This window comes from Deinococcus aetherius (genome assembly GCF_025997855.1).
Classification (GTDB): domain Bacteria; phylum Deinococcota; class Deinococci; order Deinococcales; family Deinococcaceae; genus Deinococcus; species Deinococcus aetherius.
The window spans coordinates 268,499-287,138 of record NZ_AP026563.1 but is presented as its reverse complement, the minus strand read 5'-3'; the positions used below and the strand labels follow the sequence as shown (position 1 = coordinate 287,138).

16 protein-coding genes are annotated in these 18,640 nt (G+C 66.4%); 2 read left to right on the top strand and 14 right to left on the bottom strand.

The window, feature by feature from the left end:
• Positions 1 to 23 precede the first annotated feature (23 nt).
• The 5 genes from DAETH_RS23855 to DAETH_RS23835 all read right to left on the bottom strand — a co-directional run bounded on the left by DAETH_RS23855 (position 24) and on the right by DAETH_RS23835 (position 6,150).
• The gene (locus tag DAETH_RS23855) at positions 24 to 1,481 is read right to left on the bottom strand and encodes a hypothetical protein (protein ID WP_264778708.1); all 1,458 of its coding nucleotides are present in this window, start codon (positions 1,479 to 1,481) and stop codon (positions 24 to 26) included.
• Positions 1,481 to 2,554, bottom strand: coding sequence for a hypothetical protein (locus tag DAETH_RS23850; protein WP_264778707.1), 1,074 nt, complete (start codon positions 2,552 to 2,554; stop codon positions 1,481 to 1,483). Before DAETH_RS23850 ends, DAETH_RS23855 begins: the two co-directional genes overlap by 1 nt.
• Before the next feature lie 124 nt (positions 2,555 to 2,678).
• Positions 2,679 to 5,336 (bottom strand): VirB4 family type IV secretion system protein, encoded by a 2,658-nt coding sequence (locus DAETH_RS23845; RefSeq protein WP_264778706.1) that lies wholly within the window; start codon positions 5,334 to 5,336, stop codon positions 2,679 to 2,681.
• Positions 5,337 to 5,344: 8 nt separating this feature from the next.
• The gene (locus tag DAETH_RS23840; protein WP_264778705.1) at positions 5,345 to 5,737 is read right to left on the bottom strand and encodes a hypothetical protein; all 393 of its coding nucleotides are present in this window, start codon (positions 5,735 to 5,737) and stop codon (positions 5,345 to 5,347) included.
• 68 nt (positions 5,738 to 5,805) lie between these two features.
• Complete coding sequence (locus DAETH_RS23835; RefSeq protein WP_264778704.1) at positions 5,806 to 6,150, bottom strand: hypothetical protein; 345 nt, start codon at positions 6,148 to 6,150, stop codon at positions 5,806 to 5,808.
• 131 nt (positions 6,151 to 6,281) lie between these two features.
• On the opposite strand from DAETH_RS23835, the gene DAETH_RS23830 reads away from it, so the two are divergent.
• Both DAETH_RS23830 and DAETH_RS23825 read left to right on the top strand, forming a co-directional pair.
• On the top strand, positions 6,282 to 8,198 hold the full coding sequence (locus DAETH_RS23830) for a hypothetical protein (protein WP_264778703.1): 1,917 nt from the start codon (positions 6,282 to 6,284) through the stop codon (positions 8,196 to 8,198).
• The gene (locus DAETH_RS23825; protein WP_264778702.1) at positions 8,188 to 8,802 is read left to right on the top strand and encodes a hypothetical protein; all 615 of its coding nucleotides are present in this window, start codon (positions 8,188 to 8,190) and stop codon (positions 8,800 to 8,802) included. The genes DAETH_RS23830 and DAETH_RS23825 overlap by 11 nt, the downstream gene beginning before the upstream one ends.
• Here DAETH_RS23825 and DAETH_RS23820 read toward each other — a convergent pair.
• The 9 genes from DAETH_RS23820 to DAETH_RS23780 form a co-directional block, all read right to left on the bottom strand.
• Positions 8,735 to 9,139: a hypothetical protein gene (locus DAETH_RS23820; protein ID WP_264778701.1), complete on the bottom strand. Its 405-nt coding sequence runs from the start codon at positions 9,137 to 9,139 to the stop codon at positions 8,735 to 8,737. The two genes, DAETH_RS23825 and DAETH_RS23820, sit on opposite strands and share 68 nt — an antisense overlap.
• A 113-nt stretch (positions 9,140 to 9,252) precedes the next feature.
• Positions 9,253 to 10,494: a hypothetical protein gene (locus DAETH_RS23815; RefSeq protein ID WP_264778700.1), complete on the bottom strand. Its 1,242-nt coding sequence runs from the start codon at positions 10,492 to 10,494 to the stop codon at positions 9,253 to 9,255.
• Positions 10,491 to 10,886 carry a hypothetical protein gene (locus DAETH_RS23810; RefSeq protein ID WP_264778699.1) on the bottom strand — a complete coding sequence of 132 codons (396 nt, stop codon included), beginning with the start codon at positions 10,884 to 10,886 and terminating at the stop codon, positions 10,491 to 10,493. The genes DAETH_RS23815 and DAETH_RS23810 overlap by 4 nt, the downstream gene beginning before the upstream one ends.
• Entirely contained in the window at positions 10,883 to 11,203 is a 321-nt protein-coding gene (locus tag DAETH_RS23805; RefSeq protein ID WP_264778698.1) for a hypothetical protein, read from the bottom strand. The genes DAETH_RS23810 and DAETH_RS23805 overlap by 4 nt, the downstream gene beginning before the upstream one ends.
• Before the next feature lie 39 nt (positions 11,204 to 11,242).
• Positions 11,243 to 11,968: a hypothetical protein gene (locus DAETH_RS23800; RefSeq protein ID WP_264778697.1), complete on the bottom strand. Its 726-nt coding sequence runs from the start codon at positions 11,966 to 11,968 to the stop codon at positions 11,243 to 11,245.
• Between the two features lie 152 nt (positions 11,969 to 12,120).
• A complete protein-coding gene (locus DAETH_RS23795; protein WP_264778696.1) occupies positions 12,121 to 13,464 on the bottom strand; it encodes a hypothetical protein in 1,344 nt (447 codons plus the stop codon).
• Positions 13,465 to 13,564: 100 nt separating this feature from the next.
• Complete coding sequence (locus DAETH_RS23790; RefSeq protein ID WP_264778695.1) at positions 13,565 to 14,638, bottom strand: LOG family protein; 1,074 nt, start codon at positions 14,636 to 14,638, stop codon at positions 13,565 to 13,567.
• Positions 14,639 to 15,040: 402 nt separating this feature from the next.
• Positions 15,041 to 16,240 carry a hypothetical protein gene (locus DAETH_RS23785; RefSeq protein ID WP_264778694.1) on the bottom strand — a complete coding sequence of 400 codons (1,200 nt, stop codon included), beginning with the start codon at positions 16,238 to 16,240 and terminating at the stop codon, positions 15,041 to 15,043.
• 1,020 nt (positions 16,241 to 17,260) lie between these two features.
• Positions 17,261 to 18,631: a replication initiator protein A gene (locus DAETH_RS23780; RefSeq protein WP_264778693.1), complete on the bottom strand. Its 1,371-nt coding sequence runs from the start codon at positions 18,629 to 18,631 to the stop codon at positions 17,261 to 17,263.
• Between the last annotated feature and the right edge of the window lie 9 nt (positions 18,632 to 18,640).

Below are 18,640 nucleotides of genomic sequence, written 5' to 3'. Positions count from 1 at the left end.
CAGCGGGGCGCGGGAGGCGGGGTTCAGGGCTTCGGGGGAGGCAGGGCACCCCGGACGGAGCGAGTGGTGGCCTGCGCGAGGATCACCTTGGGATTGGGGACCGTCACGCCGCTGCCGGGCAGACCGTTTCCTTTGGGCAGTTGCGTGACGGTCACCTTCGGGCCGCTGCTGGCCGGCGGGGCGAGGGCGGGTGTCTTCTGGGCGCTCGCGTCTGCCACCGCGCGTTGCCGGCGTTCCCTGGGACGCTTGTTGAAGTCGGTGAACACACCGCTCGACTCCCCACCGCCCAGGCCGCCGAGGATGCGCTCGACGGTGGCGGGGATGCGCCGCAACTGCGAGACCGCGACGGAAAAGGCCACGATGATGGCGAAGATCGCGACACCCACGCCCATAAAGGCGCTCTCCAGACCCTGTGTGAAGCCGTCGATGACCGCACCGATCCCCTCCACCGCTCGACAGGCCACGAAGAGGACACCGCTGCAACTGTCCAGCCGCTGCTTGACCTCAGTCAACATCTGCGTGCCGATCTCGATGTTGTACTGCAGGTTGGCGTTCAGGCTCTGCACCGGGCTAGTGAGCATGGTGGTCATCAGGATCGCCATGAAGACCGGAATGATCAGGATGGTGACGACGTTGGACAGCCAGATCACGCCGACCGTCTGGAGAAACTGTCGTGAACCGAGGGTCGTCAGGGCCAGCACGATGGGTAAGGCCAGCACGCTGATTACCACCATCATGCCGCTGCTGTACACCAGGATCGCGAACACGCTGAAGATGCCCAGCGTGAGGAAGTACGCCGCCGAGTAGGCCGACTTCGGAAGGGGTGATTTGATGTTGCCGCCGCTGTCGACGGTTTTCTGCATCTCCTGGTAAGCCGTCTCCAACGTATTGGGGTCCGCCTTGGTCCCGAAGAGGGCCTTCTGCGTGGAGATAGCCTGGATGTCCATGCTGATCGCGACGTAGTTGGAAATCTTTTCGTCCAGTTCCTTCGTCTTGGCGAGGATGCGCTGGTCCAGCATAGCTTGACCGACCCGTGCGCTTCCGACGTAGGCCGTCTGCCAGGCGCCCATCGCCCAGTCCGCCGCGACCCAGCCAATGCCGCTTTTCGCGGTGTAGGCGTTCGCCGCAGTAAAAGCCACGAAGCCCAGTGCCAGCGCGCGCAGGAAGGGCGTGGCCGTGCCGCGGCCGATGGAGGTCAGGAGCGCCCACAGGACGCTGGCGACCACGATGAACTTGGCGATGGCCGCCGTGACCGTGAACAGGTTGACGTCGTTGATGTCCTTGATGCTCGCCTGGAGCCAGCACCCGGGATCGGGCACGAAGGTCTCCAGGTTGACGCGGCTTCCCCCTTGAGCCGGTGCGTTGCGCTCCAGCATGGTCTGACAGATGGGACTGAGGCCCCCCGCTCCAGTATCGCTTTCGGCCAGAGCGGGCGCCCCCAGGGTGAACAGCAGCACGAGGACGCGCCACAGGCGCCGCATCACGGCCCTCCCAGCAGGTCGACTCCACGCAGACTGGCCCCGCTCACGGCACTGCCCATACCATCGGTAAGGTTGCGACTGTAGTTGCGCAGGCGCTGGGCCTCACGCTTGGCCTGCTGCCGCTGCGCTTCCATCATTCGCGCGATGGCGTTCGCCTTGTCGAGCCGCGAACGCTGCATCTCCTCCAGCATCTGTCCGAGCGTCTCGGCCTGCGCCACCTGAATTTTCGTCTGGTTGGCCAGCGCGGCCGTGAGCGCGGCGCTGTTCAGGGCGCTGACCCGCAGGGATTCCAGCGAGGCCGAACCCACCATCCGGCTGATGTCCTCGATTTTCTTGTTGTCCTTGAGCGCCTGAGCCGCCCCCGTCGAGTAGTCCAGCGCGTCCAGCGCCCGTTCCTGGGCCTCCTTGGTCAGGCTCTGCGTGTTGCTCTGGGCCTCGGCGTTGTCGGCGATCCGCTGAACCCTGGCCTTGAGATCCTGAAGTCCCGCGGCCTGCTCGCGCACCGCGACGGCCTCGGCAGGCGTCATCGCGGTACGCAGGCGACCCAGCACCTCACGCTGCTGGTCGGTGAGGGCATCGATGGCCGCCTGAGCCACGCCCTGCGGGTCCTGCTGGTACTGGCCCTGGCTGAAGACCTGGTTCACGCCCGCCAGACGCATGACGCTGTTTGCGCTGGCGACGAAGTCCGTGTAGTTGTTCGGGCGGATGATGTTCTTCGCCGTGTCCTGAATCTGCCGCGCGGCAGTCAACCACTTCTGGACCTGCTGGATCTGCCCGAGGAGCGGGCCGAGGTTCGACCCTCCACCCAGGCCGATCAGGTCCAGCAACTGGCTCAGGCCGGGAATCTGCCCGAGCAGCGTATCCAGGCCCGGAATCATCTTCAGGATGTCCGTGAGCGGGCCGAGGCCCGCGAGAAAGTTGAGACCCGGGATCATGCCGATCAGACTCATGAGGCCACCCGACTGCAGGAGATCCGTGAGGCTCCCCAGGTCCTGGGCATGAGCCGTCGACGGCAGGGCGAGGCTGAGCGCAACGCCGAGGGTCACGAACCGGCGAAAGGGCGCCCGGGTCACCGGCGGCCTCCCCGCAGGGAAGTCCGTGCTCCGGGCAGGGGTCCCTGCAAGTGTCCCAGTAAGCAACCTTTCCTGGACGAAGACTTTCCTCCCGGGAACGAGCACGTGGGGGTGGCGGAAGTGTTCATGCAACTTTCCTCCTGGTCCGGACTTCTGCGGCGAGTTGCAAGATGGCCTCGGTGCGGCCGCCGAGCCGTTGCGTGTACGTCTGCCGCCTAGTCTTCTCCTCGTCCTGGGTGGTCACCGTCCAGAGCTTTTCCGGGCTCATCCAGAGCTGCACCACGTCCCCGACATGCACGTTGTCGGCGACCTTTTGCAGCACGAGGTACTCGCCCATCACGCCGGGCCGCAACGTCAAGGAGGCAGCAAGTTCGGCGACCTTGTCCGACAGATGCATGACCTCCTGGAGCCCTGCGATCTCGCCCGCGCCCAGGGCGCTCATCACCACCCAGGCGCTGTTGTTGATCAGGCCACCCAATTTTTCAAAGTCCTTCACGTCCTGCGAGGTGCCCACCGGAATCATGCCCAGGCTGCGGCCGGTCTTGAACCAACGGTTCACGAGATGCTCCAGTTCAGGAATGTGGGCCAGCACGCCCAACTCCTCGAAGATGCCGATCTTCGTCCCAGCGGTGCGGGCCGCCTGTTGGAACATGAACTCGCCGATGAGCAGGATGCCCAGCGCCCGGAGTGTGGGGTCGTTGTACATGCTGTACACGTCGAAGGTCACGCACGGAGCGTCGACCTCCACGGTGGTCCAGCCGTCCAGAAACTCGCCCAGGACGCCGCCCTGCCCCGCGAGGTAGGACTGGAACAACGCAGTGAGACTGTCGCGAATCTGGAGGAAGTGCGGCTTGTCGTGAATGCCCTCGGAGCCGATGCGGCTGAGGGTGCTCAACACCTGCACGAAGTCGCGCAGACGGCCGCCCATGTACACCTCGCGGTACTCGCCGACCTTCTCCGGGTCTGGAACCCGACGTGACTTGAGCAGGAAGAACTGCTGCAGGGCGGCTTCCAGCACCGCCTGATGCATGCGGTCCGGTACCAGGTCCAGGGTGCGGAACACCGCGATGATGAAGGCGGTCTTCTCCGGGCCGGGCTGGTCCTCGCCGGGGGTGGGGTCGAAGATGTTGATCCTCACCGGGCGCCCGTCGGGGAGTCGGGCGGTCGCGCTGATGGAAATCACCTGCCCGCGCAACGACCAGGTCGTCTCCTCATAGTCGTGCTTGGGGTCGAGGATGAAGGCCCGCACGCCCGGGGGCACCATGCTCAACAGCAGGTTCATGTTCCACACGCTCTTGCCGCCGCCAGACTGGCCGATTACCATCATTCCGAAGTTCGTCCCGCCCTTTTTCGGGTTCAGTCCGGTCAGCCCCCCGTGGCGGTTGCGCAGGGGAATCATGGGGTCCAGGGTCCCCATCCAGGGGCTGATCTTGGGGAAGGCGTCGGCGACGTTAGAACAGTGGCCCTTGACGCGGTGGATGGTGAGCTGCCGTGAGAAGGGCATCACGTCGAAAAAGGTCCGCCGTAACTGCTCATTGCTGATGATGGCGTGCGCCCCCTGCATCAGCGAGTACTCGCTGCGGGTCTTTTCCAGCATCTCCGTAAGTTCCTCGCGCGTGCGGGCATACAGCACCGTCGTGAAGCCCAGGCGCCAGAAATGCTTTCCCCGGTACTCGGCCTCGTGGATGGCCTCACGCGCCTTGCGCGCCTTCGCGCTGGTCCCCTCCCCGGCCCGCATGATCGGGCTGTCGACCATGCCCTCGAGTTCCTCCACGGCGGTGTCGAGCCTGGCCTTCTCGGTCCCCTGCTGGAGGTGCTCGAAATCCACCATCACGTAGAAGTGCTTGTTTTGCAGCGCTTCCAGCAAGTTGTCGATAATGTGCACTCCGGTTCCGCTGCCGCCCTTGCCGATGCTGATGGCACCGATCAGTCGGTCACCCATCGTGAGGTACCCGGGGTGGTCAGTGCCGATCTCGGTCTCCGCCACCTGGTAACGGGTGGTCAGGGTGGCGGCCGAGCGGTCCTTTTTCAGATCGTCCGGGTCAAAGTCACGGAAGTCCAGTTGGGAGGTGAAGGCCGGCGGATGGGCAGCGGCCAGGTTCCCATTGAGGTACCTCCAGATCAGCCACTTGATCTCGCGGTTGCTCATCACCGTGGGGCTCAGGCCCAGCCCCTCCAGCCGGTGCAGGAGGTTGGTGCGCTTCCGGCGAACCAGGGCCATCTGTGCGCGGTACTCGGCCTCGGTGGGTGGCACGTCCTTGGGACGCTTCGGCACGTTGACGTAAAAGGTCAGGAAGAACCGGGTGACGGTGATCTCCCCGCGCAGCCGAGCACCCCGCAGGTCCTCGTGCTCGGCCTCCATGATCCGGTGGAGCAGGGGGTCGGGCGTGGTGGCCCGCTGCCCCTGGAGGAAGTACTCCACAAAGGCCTCGGGAGCGGGCACGCGCTCGACAACCAGGCGCCCGCCCTCGCCCATCGCGATTGCCTGGTTGAGCATCACGCGGATGCCCTCGGACAGGGCCTGCGCGCGGGCAAAGTCCACCTGCGCGGCGGTCGCCGGCTGAATCTCGAACCCGAACCACAGCCGCTCACCCCCGCGCAGGAACACGGCACCGTCGTCGGGCTCGGCCCAGGGCAACTGCTCGATCAGGCTCTTGCCGGAGACCGGCCGCGCAACCCGTGCAGGCTTCCTGCCCTTCGCGGACGACACCCGGGCGGGCTTCTGGACGGGCGCCTCCGGGGAGGGCCTTTTCAGGAAATGGGTCAGAACCTTGGAGAGCATGGCGGGCATCATGGGCGCGGCCCAGGTTGGACGATGCTCCGCAAGCCGCGCCGGGGCTTGCGCCGGGCCTTGACATACAGCGGCAGGGGTGTGGGGTCATTGGTGATTTCCAGGTTCTGTGGATTGAAGAGGTAGTAGTCGCTCAAGCCCTGGAAGTAGCCTCGGGGGAGCGTCTCGCTCCATCTGCGAACCCTCGGGACCAGCACGAACCACCAGAAAAGGGCAGTGCCCAACAGCGGCGCAAGCTGGACGATCCCCACAGCGCCCTGGAGGTACGGCTTGCTGAAATGGTCCACGACCTGGTAGAGGACAAAGGCCACGAACACCGTCAAAAACAGGGCGTTGCGGCTCATGCCCAACCGTTCAAACTGCAGGTCGTCGAGTTGCGGCCAGTTGTTCACGGGAGGTCTCCTGAGAAAAAAGGCCTCCGGCTGCTGAAGCGAGAGGCTAGGTGGGGAAGTAGCTCTGATCAGCAGTTCATGCCGAAGGTGTTCATGATGGCCGTGAACTTGCTCAGTACCAGGAAGCCGATGATGCCAGCGAGCATCTGGCCGACCCCGTCCTTGCGGGTGGGGAGGAACTTGACGATGCCCCAGAGCAAAATGGCCGCACAGAACACCTTCGCGGCGACGCTGGTCTCGACGCTCTTCACGAAGGTGCAGCCCTTGCTGGTGACGTTGCCGCCGAGCGCGGTGTCGATGGTCTGCGCCGCGGCCTGATTCAGCAGCAGGAACAGCAGGAACAGCCCGAGGCTGAAGACGAGTTCCCGGAAGCCCGGGATGTACGGACGCATGGCGTGCACGACGGTTTTCATGTCCACTCCTTTTCCTCGGAAGCCCACGGTTGACCTCCTGCAGCACATGGTGGGTGCGGCCCAGGTTGGAAGGGGCCGCCGAGGCGCCCTGCGCTCAGGCGTCCAACCTGGGCCGAGATGAAGATGCGGCCATGCAGATCGATCAGGAACGGCTGGAAGCGTTGCGGCCCAAGCTTGTGAACCACGGTGTGGACGTGGAGCACCTGCCACCTCCCGATTCGGAGGAATGGGGAGCGCTGGTGCGTGAGCTCAACCTCAAGGACCCGGGCCTGGCGCAGGACTTCTCGGGGTTGAGATACGACCCGGACGAGCTGCTGAGCAGCGAGCTGGTCGAGCGCCAGGCCACACGCGCCACCGCACGTACGGGAGTGCGCGGCTGGCTCAAGGCCCCCTTCCAGAAAAAGACGGTCAATGGTGACGAGGCGCCCAACACGGCCCTGGTGCGGAACGTGCTGCTCGGGGCGGGAGCGGCCGCGGCCGTGGCGTTCTACGTTTTGGTGCCTTCCGGGGACAAGGCCAGCGCCAGCCGGACGGACGGCCAGCACCCGGTGGTACCAGCCAATGAGGCAGCGGTGCCCTCACCGCAGCCCACACCGGCCGTCCACGGCGACGCGGTGCCTGCACCGGGGGATACGGTCCCCACCGACACGATCCACCCGCAGGAAGACGAGCCCCGCGTGGATGACCGAGCAGACCCGACAGGGCAAGGGGGAGGGAATGATTCGGGGGCGCCGTCTTCACCCGGTTCGGGTGGCCCCGCAGTGGACCGTACCCCGGTCGTGGGAGGGGCCGCACCGACTGCCCAGGACCCGACTGGGATGGGCGGATCCACGTCAGGGCAGGTGGGCCAGTCGACCCCGGCGTTCAGACCTGCCCCGCGGGTGAGCGCACCGGTCATCATTCGCCAGACTTCACCCCAGGGAACGCCGCTCCATCCCCGCCCGCCGAAGGACCAGGCGGTGCAGGCTCCTCCGGCGCTCAGCGGTTCGCGGGACACGTCGGGAAGTGGGACGGCCGGCGGCGAGGCGCGTCCGTGGGCGCTGAGCGGCAGCGCCGCCCAGAATACGTCCGGCGAGGCACCGCGCCGCTACGGGCTGAGTTCGACGAACGCCGGTGCGGCAACCGCGACTCCGGAGCCCGGCAACTCTTCAAGTTCCGCCCGCTACGGGCTGAGCAGCACGGCAGCAGCGGAACCTACTCCTCCCAGGCTGGTCAGCCTGGCTGCTGCCCAGGGAGGAGGCGCGCCCGCGTCCACGGCGTCCGGCGCACAGGAACAGAGCGACCGGCGTCCCCCGGTGGCGCAGAACAGCACCCAGGCGTTGGGGCTGCTCTCCATGCAGGGGAGTTCAACGTCCGAGGCCACCACGTCCCCGGGAGCGGGAATCAGCACGGCGTCCTCCTACAGCCTCAGTGGCATGACCGGGACGGGTGCCGCTGCGCTCCAGGGTGCCGCCGAAAGTGCGGCGCCGACCCCAGCGGCGGAAGCTCGCGCACCTTACCCGGTGGGGCGGCCGCTGGCCGCCAAGCTGCTGGTGGGGGCCTTGGCGGTTCAGGGTGTTGCCAGCGGCCTGTTGGTCTACGCGGAGACCGAGGACGGGGCGACCTGGCGCGGAACGCCTCAACTCGACGCTCAGGGCCGGATTCAGATGACCTTCGACACCGTGTTGCAGGGGAACCGCGAGTACCCCCTGGAGGCGGACGCCTACGGCCCCGACGGCTTGCCAGGAGTGCGAACGCAGGTCAAACCCACAGCCCCGAACCTCGTGTCGTCCCTGATGTCGGGCTTTTTCGGCGGCGCGAAAGCCTTCGTGGACGCAATGGTGAACCAACGGAACGTCACGGTCCAGACCGGGGTCGGCGGGACAGGCAGCGTGGTGACCTCCAGCGCTGCCAACACGCCCAACTTCTGGATGATCACGGGGGCAAACACCCTGGGATCGCTGCAACTTCCCGAAGGCAAGGCGTCTTTCGTGAACGTCGCCGAATTGCCGAAGGGAACGACGCTGCAAATCGTGGTGCGCCGGAACAGTGGGGGGAATGGGCAGTAAGTTCACCCCTGCCCCTGTCCGCGTGAGGCAGGTGGCGCTGGCCCTGGAGGTGGACCGGGTCCTGACCCTCGCTCAGGTGGTCCGGCACTACGAGGTGCGGGAGGAAACAGTCCTCTCGCACTTTCCGCATCGCGAGGTGCAGTTCAAGCCTCTGTCGAACAGTTCTCCGATCAAGAGAACCACCTTCATCGCCCGAGAGCCCGAGCGGCTGCTCTGGGAGCCCGCCTGGAGCCTCGCACACGATGCCAGCACGGCGGAACTCAGGTACCTGCTCGGGGCACCCCGGCAGGAGTGGAACCGGGCGCAGGGCCACGGTACCTCCCGCCCGGACGCCCTGTGGCGCAAACCGGGCGGTCAGGTCGTCGCGGTGGAGTACGACGGCGGGTACCCTCCGGCGATCACCCGTGAGAAGTTCCGGGCCTTCAGCGACCGGCGAACCTTCCAGGGCCTGGTCTGGGGCACGCCTTCCCGTGCCCGCACCGCGCACCTCGCCGAGCGCCACGGCGGTGCCGGGCGGAGCTTTCTGGTCGTGGACATCACGACGACCACCTCGGTGGGACGTGCAGCAACTGCAGCCGCGGGTGCCGGTAGGACAACCGGGTAAGGTCCGGGTGAACGACGACCAGCCGGGCACGTCCGCTCAGCAGGTCCGGCTCCAGCCGCTCGACGTGCTCGCGCACACGCCTGCCGCTGTACCCCCCGTTGGTGAAGCGCCCGAGCACCGGACAGGGCGCGCCGCCCGGCCCGGTCGTCACCAGGAAGATGCCCCGACCGGGCCGCAGGTCGCGGTAGCCCGCCGCGGTGAGGGCCGGCACGGCGTCTTGCAGGTATAGGGCGTTGGCGACCACCGTCTCACTCGTGACGGCGGGGCAGACCTCCAACCACTGCCGCGCCTGCCGGGAAAGAGTGAGGCCCGGACCGATGGCGGTGGGAACCCGCATGGCGAGCCCCGTTTGTTCCAACGTGTCTGTCGGAACGGGCAACAGCGCGGAACCGGGCCGCACGGCTCGCCACACGAGGAGGCGTTGCAGTGCGGCCCGAATAGAGCCCTGGTTCACAGCGCGAGCAGGGCGCTGATCTCGAAGCCCTCCCTGCTTCCCACAACGCTTCCCGACCAGGTGAGGTGTCCGAGCACGGGCGGCAGGGGACCCTCTAGCGCGACGTCGAAGGTCAGCGTCTGTCCGGCCGGGATGACCAGCGCGCCGCTCCCACTTCCCGAGGCCTGAGCCACGTGCAGGTCTTCCCGCCTCAGGACCACGCCCGAGTCCAGCGAGTTGCTCAGCGTGAACGTCAGGACGCCCCGCTGCTTTTGCCCGGTCACCACCCAGACGCGCAGTGCCCCAGGCCCCTGGGTCCGAATGGACACGGGAAGACGCTTGGCGGAGGGGGGCAGCACCGGAGTGGGGGCCATCCGGACGGGTCTGGCCGGGGCAGAGGCCAGTGGTGTCGCAGCTACGCGGGAAAGGGGTGTGGCCGGGACTGCATTGGCCGTCAGTCGGGTGGAGGGGGTGGAGGCAGAAACCGGCGGTGCCGCAACCGTACGGGTGGGAACCACCACAGGAGCCGGGCGGGAACTCGCCCGCGTGGGACTGGCCGGGGCAGGCAGCGTCGGTGGCGTGACCGCACGCGCGGTGGTTCTCGCGGGCGCCGGGGCAGAGGCCGCCCTGGCCGGGGTGGAAGTCGCAGCGGTCACGGGCACACGGGCGGCGTCCCTGACGGGCGGACGGGTGGACGGGGTGATGGCCCTCCCGGCGGGCGGCGGCGTGGCGACGGGCGGGCGAACGGTGGCGGTGGTCGGGCGGCTCGGGGCTGGAGCAGACCTCACCACGGGGGTGGGCGTCGTGGCCTTGGCCACCGCCCCCGCGCGTGGCGCCGCGCTGCCCGCGGCCCCACACCTGGAGCCGCCCGGTGGAAGACCGGGCTTGACGATGACGCTTTTGTTCCGTCCCCCGGGGCCGGGTTGGATGGTGATGCTGAAGAGCGGGGCCCGGCCGTCCTCGGTCAGGACCAGTGCCGGAGTGCTGCCACTGGGCCCCACGACGGCGATGATCAGACGGTTGTCCTGCAAGCGACGCTCGACGAGGCCGTTGCGGGTCACGAAGGCGTCCGCCAGCTTGTCGGGAAAGGTGAGGGTCCACAGGTCACCGGGTTGCATGTCCAGCTTCCCCGGGCAGTCCTCAAGTTCGGCGAGGTAGTACGTCCGCGTGCTGCTGTTTCCCAGGTAGGGGTTGGTCGAGGCGAGGGCCCCTGCGGGCAGCAGCCCCAGGCAGGCGAGCAGGAAACGCACGCCGTTCACTGGCCCGACCCCCCGGCCTGCTGGGTCCCCACCACGACGTCGAGCACGGTCTGGCCCTGCCCTCGACTGGAGAGGCCCCGGATGGGCAGGCTGTAGCTGCCGAGGATGGCACTCCCGCTCACGCTGACGGTCATGCCGCTGGCGTCCGGGATCGCGCGGATCCCCGCGATCTCGACCGGTTCGAGCGCGGGTGTCCCTAGGGCGACGCTCCCACTGAAGGCAAAGACGCCGACGTGTGCCGTGGCGCCGGGTGCGAGGGTGAGCGTGGGGGGCGTCACGCTCAGGGTCAGGGCCGGGACCTGGGGAGCGCCGAAGGGATTCTCGAAACCGGAGCCCGCCGCCTCACACGCTGTGAGCGCGAGGGTCAGCGGGAGCAGCAGCGATCTTTTCATAGCCATTCTCCTTGCAGGCACGAGCACCAGGCGCTTTTCACCCCGCCGTGCACCACCTCGGGCACGGCCTGGTCGCAGTGCGGGCAGGCCGTCAGCTCCCCCGTCGCCTCCCGGCAGAGGTAATGCGTTCGGGTCAGGCTGTCCCTGACCTCCCCCTGCGACCAGAGGGCCCGCGCGAGCGCCTGCGCCTCGGACACAGCCGTAAAGGCCACGATGTGCGCCCGGAGATGCGAGGAGAGTTCATCCTCACTCTGCAGGGCGCACTCGGTCGGCAGCAGCGGCGCTGGGCGGGTGATCCGGAGAAGCCTAGTGCTCACGTTCCCAGCATGTGTGCAGGTCAGGTTGGACGCCTCGCTTCAGAAGTGCAGGTCGTCCTCCAGCCGGTCCCCCGGCCCGGCCGCACCCTCCACCCGCAGCAGGCGTTCTTGCCGCGCGAGCGCCTGGACGTCCTCGTCGGAGAGGCGAGGTTCCGGGTCCTGCTCACTGTCCCGGGGGGGCGGGAAGTGCAGCAACACGCGTTCCTGCTCGGCTTCCGCCTGCCGCAGCGCCCGCACGTCGAAGGTATCCATAACCGTCTGGCCCCGCAGGGCCCGGGCCCGGTCGAGCCGCTCGTCCCGTGAGAGGCTTTGCGGGCCTCCTTCACGTGGCGCCCTCGTGGCGAGCTGTGGGGAAAGGTCCAACGGTTCCTCCCATTCCGGGTGCTCGGCCAGCAACGTCAGGCTTTCCAGCCCGTGGTCCGGCCCCTCCAGGAGGTCGCCCAGACGAAAGGCCCGCTGGATGTCCTGGGCCGCGTTGGTGACGTGTTGACGCATCAGGTTCGCGAGCTCCGGATGGGAGGTCTCGATCTCGAGGGCACCGGGATGTGCTGTGTGAACGCCGACCTGCTCCCCCGCCCACAGGCCAGCCAGCGTGCCTGTCTGCGCCGCCGCCCGGCCGAGGTGAGGGGTCAGGGTGAGCAGGTCCAGGTCCAGCCGCCCCCGGAGATGCAGCAGCGGGTAGTCCCCGTGCGGCGTGTGGTCGATGTAGACCCCCAGCAGACCGTATTCCTGCAGGTACCGCGTGATGATCTTCTGCTCGTCCATACCCGGACCTTCTCAACACCCTGGTGCCGCTGTCAAGTCCCCTCAAGGAACCCAAAAAAAGTTGCCCGACAATCCGAAGATTGAAGGGCGACGCGAGCAGTACGCGTTGGCAACCAGCAGGAGGTTGCGGGGTGGAACTTCTGGAAGAAGGCTCAGCGAAGGGTCGCTTCGATGGCCCCCATGATCTCGGTGGCGTGCCTGACGCGAATACCGTACCGGGAGCACAGCGTGCAGAACCCGGGGCGGCCAGCGCGGTAGGCGAGCAGGAACCTGTGCAGGGGGATCTTCATCGCGATCTCCCACAGTCCCGTTTTCTGAAGGCGTTCAGTGATCCGTGCGGCGTCTTGCAACTGCTCGGGATCGAACTCTTCTTCAGGGAACTCCTCGTCGTCCTGATCGGGGGCGGCAAGGAAATCGACCAAGCGGGTTTCATCTCCTTCGTCGTCCTGAATGGTGACGTCATAGGAGGTGATGGTGTACAGCTCGTCCATCAGGGCTCCGATTCGCATGACGCTCCAGGCTTGCTCGTCGAAGGGCTGACCTTTGAGCTTGCGGTTCTGGCGCATCACGTCCTGAACCATGCGGGGCGTGACGTCCTCCTCACGGATGGGTCGTGGAGGACGACTGAAGACGCGCGTCTGCATCAAGCGGGAGGTGAACTTGCTGCCGAACACGGTGGAGCGGAAGGCTTCACCCGCGTCCTGCAACTGCCTCACCTTGTACCCGGTCCTGGCACGCGTGGTCTTGCGTGGCCAGTTGCGAGGCTTGGGAAAGGTCCTCACCGTGATGGACTTGTGGCCGGAGAACCAGGACAGCAGCGGGTTGAGCTGGGGTTTGCCATCACCGTTCTCGACCTTCTCCGGGGGAGTCCGCACCGTGAGGCCCGCTTGAAGGCTGACGGTGGTGTGGGCCGGGAAGCGGAGCACGAGCGGGGCGGGGAGACCGGGACGGCGGAGCAGGGGGGCAAGGGTTTCACCCTGGGCGTCGCTGTAGGCAGTCATGAAGGGGCGGTTATGGCCGCTCTGAATGATCTCGTGGATCGCCGCCCTGACTGCGATATGAGACCAGTCGCTGCGGCTGATAGCTTCAGCTTCCTTGCGTTCACGTTCCAGCTCGACCGGCAGCGTGAAGCGCACGAAGGCGGAGAGTCTCATGCCTCGCTTGGGGTCCCAGCGGTGCACGACACGCCAGAGGCTGATCAGCGCGGCGCTGTGGGCGGCAGAGAAGCTGACGAAGTTGCCTGCCTGTTCACGTGCCGCCAGCAGTGCGATAGGACTGAGCGCGCGGTGCAGCAGCGTGTAGGCGTATTCCTTCTGGAGTGCCGTGCTGTCCTCGCTCGCCAGGATGCCCGCAAGCCGGAGCGTTTCCCCATCACTGAGCAGAACGAAGTCCTGTTCGGCGGTGCGGCGGGCGAGTTCGAAGTCGTCCGCAGGAGTGGTGAAGGCAGGAGCGGCGGTACGGCTGTTGAGCTTGGAGGTCAGGGTGGCGGTGGCCATGTGGGTACTCCTCTTCGGGGGTCGCTGTCGCGCCGCGCCCCCGGTGAACTGGAGGCTGAGGACGCGCGGGTGGCCCGGGGGAAGTTGGCCCTTGCTGGAACTAGACCGGCTGGAGGCTGGTCATCAGGAGTTTCTGGGTGCTGCTCGGGAAAGCGACGGTCGCGGCTTCTCCCAGCGCGGTCGAGCTGACGGCGAGGATGTCACCCCGTCCGTAAATGGGGTGGGCCACCTGTTGCCCGATCTCGAAGGCCAGGGGATTTGGCGCGCGCTCGCGGAGGGGATGGCTCGTGGGTCGTTCCGTGGGGGTCAAAAGCGTCCGGGTTCCAATCTCGAAAGACACCCGGGTCATCTCGCCCAGCACGGTGACGACCTTCTGGAGAACAGTGCCTTCTCCGAACTTCGGGTGGACGATCTGCGGAAGGTCTTCTTCCAAGGCTGCCCTCACCTGCCCACGCACGCTCGCCTCAGGGACGATGGCGGTGCAACGCTCGAAATCCACGATAAGGCACGGGCCGTGCTTCATCTCGGTCTTGCCGCGCAGAACACCACTGCCGAACTCGGGGTGGTGAACTGTCGCGGTGGGCACGACCTGCTCGGCCTGCATCGGGCGTGTCACCTCTTCCCACTTCCGGTAGGTGTTGACGACTGTTTTGCCCTGCTCCACGGCGTCCTTGACGCAGCCCGCGGTGCCACCGGCGCTGCCGTCGAAACACGCGAGGAGCAGGTGAGCATGGTCGACCATGAACTCGTTGCGCCACTGCATCGCCGAGCGGATGTCCGCATCGGCCAGGTCGTCCGAACCCACACAGACCACCAGCGCGGCACGCTTCAGGAGACCGAGGTGGCGTTCCTGGTCGAGTTGCGGCCAGCGCGAGGCCTGGCGGGGGAACGGCAAGGCGGCGACGTAGGGAATCCGCAGCCCGAGAGCGGCGGCCGCCAGGGCGGTGTCCCAGCCGAGCGCCATTCCCGTGATGACGACGTCGGGCCTGAGCTTGAGGAGGTAACCCCTGGCAACTTCAATGAGCGCTTCGAGCGCCTCCAGGCTGAACCCACCGAGTTTGTCGGGCCGGTGTCCGGTTCCGGCAATCACGAACTTCCCGGTCAGGAAGTCGGTCACGCCAGGGTGGCTGGGGCGCAGGGCGGTGAGGTCGCCCAGCAGGATCGTCTTGTCCATCGCAGGTCTCCTTGCCGGGGGCGCGTTTCGCGTCACACCCCCGGTCTTGCAGAGGGGTGACGGGCGCGCGGACGCCCAGAAGAGAACTGTGGTTGGAGGCGCTGCGGCAGTTTACCTGCGGAAAAAGGTCCGCCAGAACAGGAGGAAGCCGATGTACGCTCCATAGAGGAGCAGGGGAGTTGTCACGGCTGCGGCTGGCAGACTCATGCGTTCACTCCCTTGGGACCGTGAAGTACTGCAAGAAGATGAACAGGGCGAAGACCATGCAGCCGATACTGCTGAGCAGGCCCAGCAGGGCATCGAACTTGGGGGACATTCCTGTGCTCCTCGCCGGGGGACCCGCGTCTCGCGCCGCCCCCGGTCTTGCGTGGGGCGCGACGGACCAAGAGGCCCTGGGAGGGGTCAGTACAGACCGTTGTGCCTGGTCCAGGAGGTGTCAAGCGCCGCCCTGGGCTTGCCCTGGCGGGCAAGATTGTGGGCGAGGATCTCATCCACTTTTCCAAGGCTGCACATCTTGCCCACCAGCTCGGCGAGACGCACCTGCAGTTCCGCACGGGTCACCGGAACGTCCGCGCCGCTGGGCATCCGCTCGCACCAGCGCAACTGCATACGGGCAGGTTTGAAATCCCACCCGGCAAGTTGCACGGCCACGGTCTTCAGGCCGAGACGGCGGGCGGCCATGACGGCGGCCTTGCCGACGAGGTCGTCGGTGTCGGCGGCCACCACCGGCACCTGCTTGCGTTGCAACGCGGCAGTGAGGAGCTCGACCAGCCGGTCGAATGCCTCGGCCTTGAGGGCGCGGGGCACCCGGAGGCTCTCCCAGTCACCCGTGACGAACAGGGCGCCGGCCAGCGCTTCTTCCACCCTGGGGTGAAGGGCGCGGGGCTGCACGCTTCTACCCGGCTGCGGGTCCGGCTCGTACCAGGCTCGCGCCTGAAACGTCCCATAATCGCGTACGGGATTCCCCCTGTAGCCGCAGCCCAGGGCTTCGAGCCGGGCCAGCAGTTCGGGGTCAGGGTTCCCCGCTGCCAGCAGTTGCGCGGCAGCTTCCTCAGCGTTGTCGGCAAAGATGCCGAGCGCCTTGAGGTCAGCGTCCACCCCTTGCAACTCGTGCTCGGCGTGTGCCCAGTCTCGCTGGGCTTCAGCGGCGTGGGCTTGTGCCTGCACCTCCTCGGCGTCGAGCGTGTAGCCCACGCCATGCAGGCTCTGCAGCGCGGCGAGTGCCGTGTAATCCACGTCGCCCCGGGTCAGGCCGTAGTGGACACTGGGCTGGAGCATGTCGTCCCGACGGACGAACATCTTGCCGCGCCCAGGCACCATGACATCGCCTTCCTTGACATTCTTCGCGGTGGCGAAGACGGCGCGGATGACTACGTCCCGGGCCTTGGATTCCCACTGGCTTCTTGCGGCGGGCACGGCCTTGACGGCCACACCCTTCTTGAAGGCCAGGGGCACCATCGCCTGGAGCCACGCGGCGGTGTCCTCGTGGGCGAGGAGCGCCCCGTAGACCTTCTCGTCGATGTTTGCCCCGGGCTGCTTGCGAGCACGGGCCAGCAGCTCGACGAGGCTGACGGGGAAAACCGCCACATCCTGTACACTCATCTCGTTTCCTTTCGCTCGCGGTCAGGGGGGTTGGTCGCCCCTCGACCCTGACCGCGAGTCTCGGAGAGAAACAACCCCTTCCCGCGCGGGAAGGAAACGGTGGCACTCCACATCTGCAAATGTGGGGTGCCGCTGCACTAGAAGGGCTCGGGTGAGCCGGGAGCCTCCTCGGGGAGGCCAGCATGAGGTCCGCCGCGCACGTTGCCGCGCCGGTGGGTTCAACAGGGTATCCCGTTGGTGAGTCGAGCATAGCAGGGGAGGCAGATCGGTGCCAGGGACTACGGCAGGGGGAGTGCCGTTCGCCTTTATGCCACTTATGTGGGCCGTGCGGGCCCCCGCGAGCCTTTGGGGGTAAAGGGTCCACCGGACCACGCTGCTCCCCCGCTAAGCCCCTCAGGGCCACCACTGGACCAAGCCGACGAAGACACGGTGGAGGATTCCTACTTTGTGGGTTCTACTTGGTGCCATGTCCTGAACCGGGATGGTCTTCCTGACTGTTGATTCTTCAAAAAGAAAAAAGAGTAGAAAAAATATGATGATCATCATCAGGGCGCCCAGGCGGAGTACGGCCTGGCGCGCCTTTTTCGGAGTGATCCTACAAACTGTCGGAGGCGGGTCCTACAAAGTGTCGGAGGACAACCCGGTCCATCCCGCAAAGTGTCGGTAGGACTCCCAGGACGGCCCCCCTGAGTCCCGCAAAGTGTCGGAGGCGGCTCCTACAAAGTGTCGGAGGGGCTGGAAGGGCGTTTCAACGCTATCCCGCAAAGTGTCGGAGGCAGCTCCTACAAAGTGTCGGAGGGGCTGGGAGGGCATTTCAACGCTATCCCGCAAAGTGTCGGAGGCGACTCCTACAAAGTGTCGGAGGCTCCTGCCGTCGGTCCCGCAAAGTGTCGGAGGGAGTCCTCCTGCCTCTGTCTGCCAAGTCCCACAAAATGTCGGAGGCAAAGGTGGAGCAGCGAAAAGGGAAGGCCCCCGTCATCTGCTCTGCCGGGGACCACAGTGAATTGAGCAGAGACGGGATCAGGGGGTGGGATGCTCCCAACCTGAGATCTGGCCTTCAATCTGGGGCCTTTCGAGCGAACGCAGTTGGAGAAGGTCCAGGGTGCTGACGCGCCCATCCAGGTACAGCTTCACAGCCCGGTCACGCAGGGGCCGGAGGGCACCTGTTTCCTCGAACCTCTGCCCAAGGGCCATGAGTGCAGACTCTGGTTTCCTCTCCACCGGGGCCGGGTCTTCCTCATCGGGTGTGGGCAGGGGTAGAGGAGCAGGCCGCCGCGCACTGGACGGTTTCTCCTGGACCTCCACCGGGTACTTGTCCGGGTCGCGGAGCATATCCACCAGGAGCCCCTGACGGTTCTTGACCTTGCCCTTGTAGGCGGTCTTCATCAAGGCCTCGAAACGCGTCAGGGTTTGATGCACGTGCGCTGCGCTGTACTGCACGGCCAATTCCAGGGCAGCCTTGCTGCTGAGATACTGCGACAAGAGTTGGGCCGCCTCCGGATCGGCCATCCGCACCTCTTCCTCAACGAAGGTGTACGTGAAGGTTTTTTGCCGCCCCCGCCCCTCGGTCGCGACGGCGGCGAGGTAGCCGCTTTCCATCAACGCCTCGTGGGCAGGGATCAGGGCGCGCTCGATGAGGGAGGGCAGGTTGCGGCCGTCCATCTGGTGCGACAGTCCCAGGTGCTCAGCCCAACTCAGGAGGGGAAGTTTGACTTCCCTGGGTGGCGTGCCGTTCTCGGCAAGGTTCGTGCGGAGCATGGAGAGCGCCCGGTAAACACTGCGACTCATCGGCTGCTTGAGCCGGCCGAGCAGGGCGCTGTCGAGGGGTCGAACGTACCCGGAGCGAATGCTCTGCATCAGCTCCGGGTCGAGGCGAATGACGAGCAGCGTCTTCGCCTGCCAACGGCCGATGTCCTCGACTTTTTCGGTGTTGTCTGCCTGCCAGTGCTTGGCGACCAAGTTGAAATCCACTGTCCGCCAGTCGCGCTTGCCTTGGTCGTACCAGCACTCGGTGATGGTGAAGGTGCTGCGCTTGAGCCGGTGCAGGGCACGTTGCACCTCGCCGTAGCTCCTGGCGTTGTCCGGAAGACAGCTCAGCTTCAGCAGTTCGCTGGCGCTGATGCGAATCTCGCCGCCCGGTCTCGTGTTCTGTAGCACGGCAGCGCTGATCAGGCCCAGCAACACATCGTTGTCGATCCCGTGCGGCACCACGTCGTTGAGGTCGGCCGTGCACTCGACGGTCATCGTGCCCAGCGCGTCGAGCGCGAGTTCCTTGCGCCAGCCCTTGAGCGTGGTGCGGTTCTGCGCCAGGACCAGGTTGAGACGGGCGAGGTTCAGCTCGTCGTGCCTCTCCTTGAGCATCACGCGTGAGTTCCCCACCGAGAGCAACATGAGCTGAGT

Excerpts from the sequence above, each read along its gene's own strand:
- DAETH_RS23825 (WP_264778702.1), top strand. The coding sequence starts at position 8,188 with ATGGGCAGTAAGTTCACCCCTGCCCCTGTCCGCGTGAGGCAGGTGGCG.
- DAETH_RS23835 (WP_264778704.1), bottom strand. The coding sequence starts at position 6,150 with ATGAAAACCGTCGTGCACGCCATGCGTCCGTACATCCCGGGCTTCCGG.
- DAETH_RS23820 (WP_264778701.1), bottom strand. The coding sequence starts at position 9,139 with ATGCGGGTTCCCACCGCCATCGGTCCGGGCCTCACTCTTTCCCGGCAG.
- DAETH_RS23795 (WP_264778696.1), bottom strand. The coding sequence starts at position 13,464 with ATGGCCACCGCCACCCTGACCTCCAAGCTCAACAGCCGTACCGCCGCT.
- DAETH_RS23800 (WP_264778697.1), bottom strand. The coding sequence starts at position 11,968 with ATGGACGAGCAGAAGATCATCACGCGGTACCTGCAGGAATACGGTCTG.
- DAETH_RS23830 (WP_264778703.1), top strand. The coding sequence starts at position 6,282 with ATGCAGATCGATCAGGAACGGCTGGAAGCGTTGCGGCCCAAGCTTGTG.
- DAETH_RS23855 (WP_264778708.1), bottom strand. The coding sequence starts at position 1,481 with ATGCGGCGCCTGTGGCGCGTCCTCGTGCTGCTGTTCACCCTGGGGGCG.
- DAETH_RS23810 (WP_264778699.1), bottom strand. The coding sequence starts at position 10,886 with ATGAAAAGATCGCTGCTGCTCCCGCTGACCCTCGCGCTCACAGCGTGT.
- DAETH_RS23785 (WP_264778694.1), bottom strand. The coding sequence starts at position 16,240 with ATGAGTGTACAGGATGTGGCGGTTTTCCCCGTCAGCCTCGTCGAGCTG.
- DAETH_RS23790 (WP_264778695.1), bottom strand. The coding sequence starts at position 14,638 with ATGGACAAGACGATCCTGCTGGGCGACCTCACCGCCCTGCGCCCCAGC.
- DAETH_RS23780 (WP_264778693.1), bottom strand. The coding sequence starts at position 18,631 with ATGTTGCTCTCGGTGGGGAACTCACGCGTGATGCTCAAGGAGAGGCAC.
- DAETH_RS23845 (WP_264778706.1), bottom strand. The coding sequence starts at position 5,336 with ATGCTCTCCAAGGTTCTGACCCATTTCCTGAAAAGGCCCTCCCCGGAG.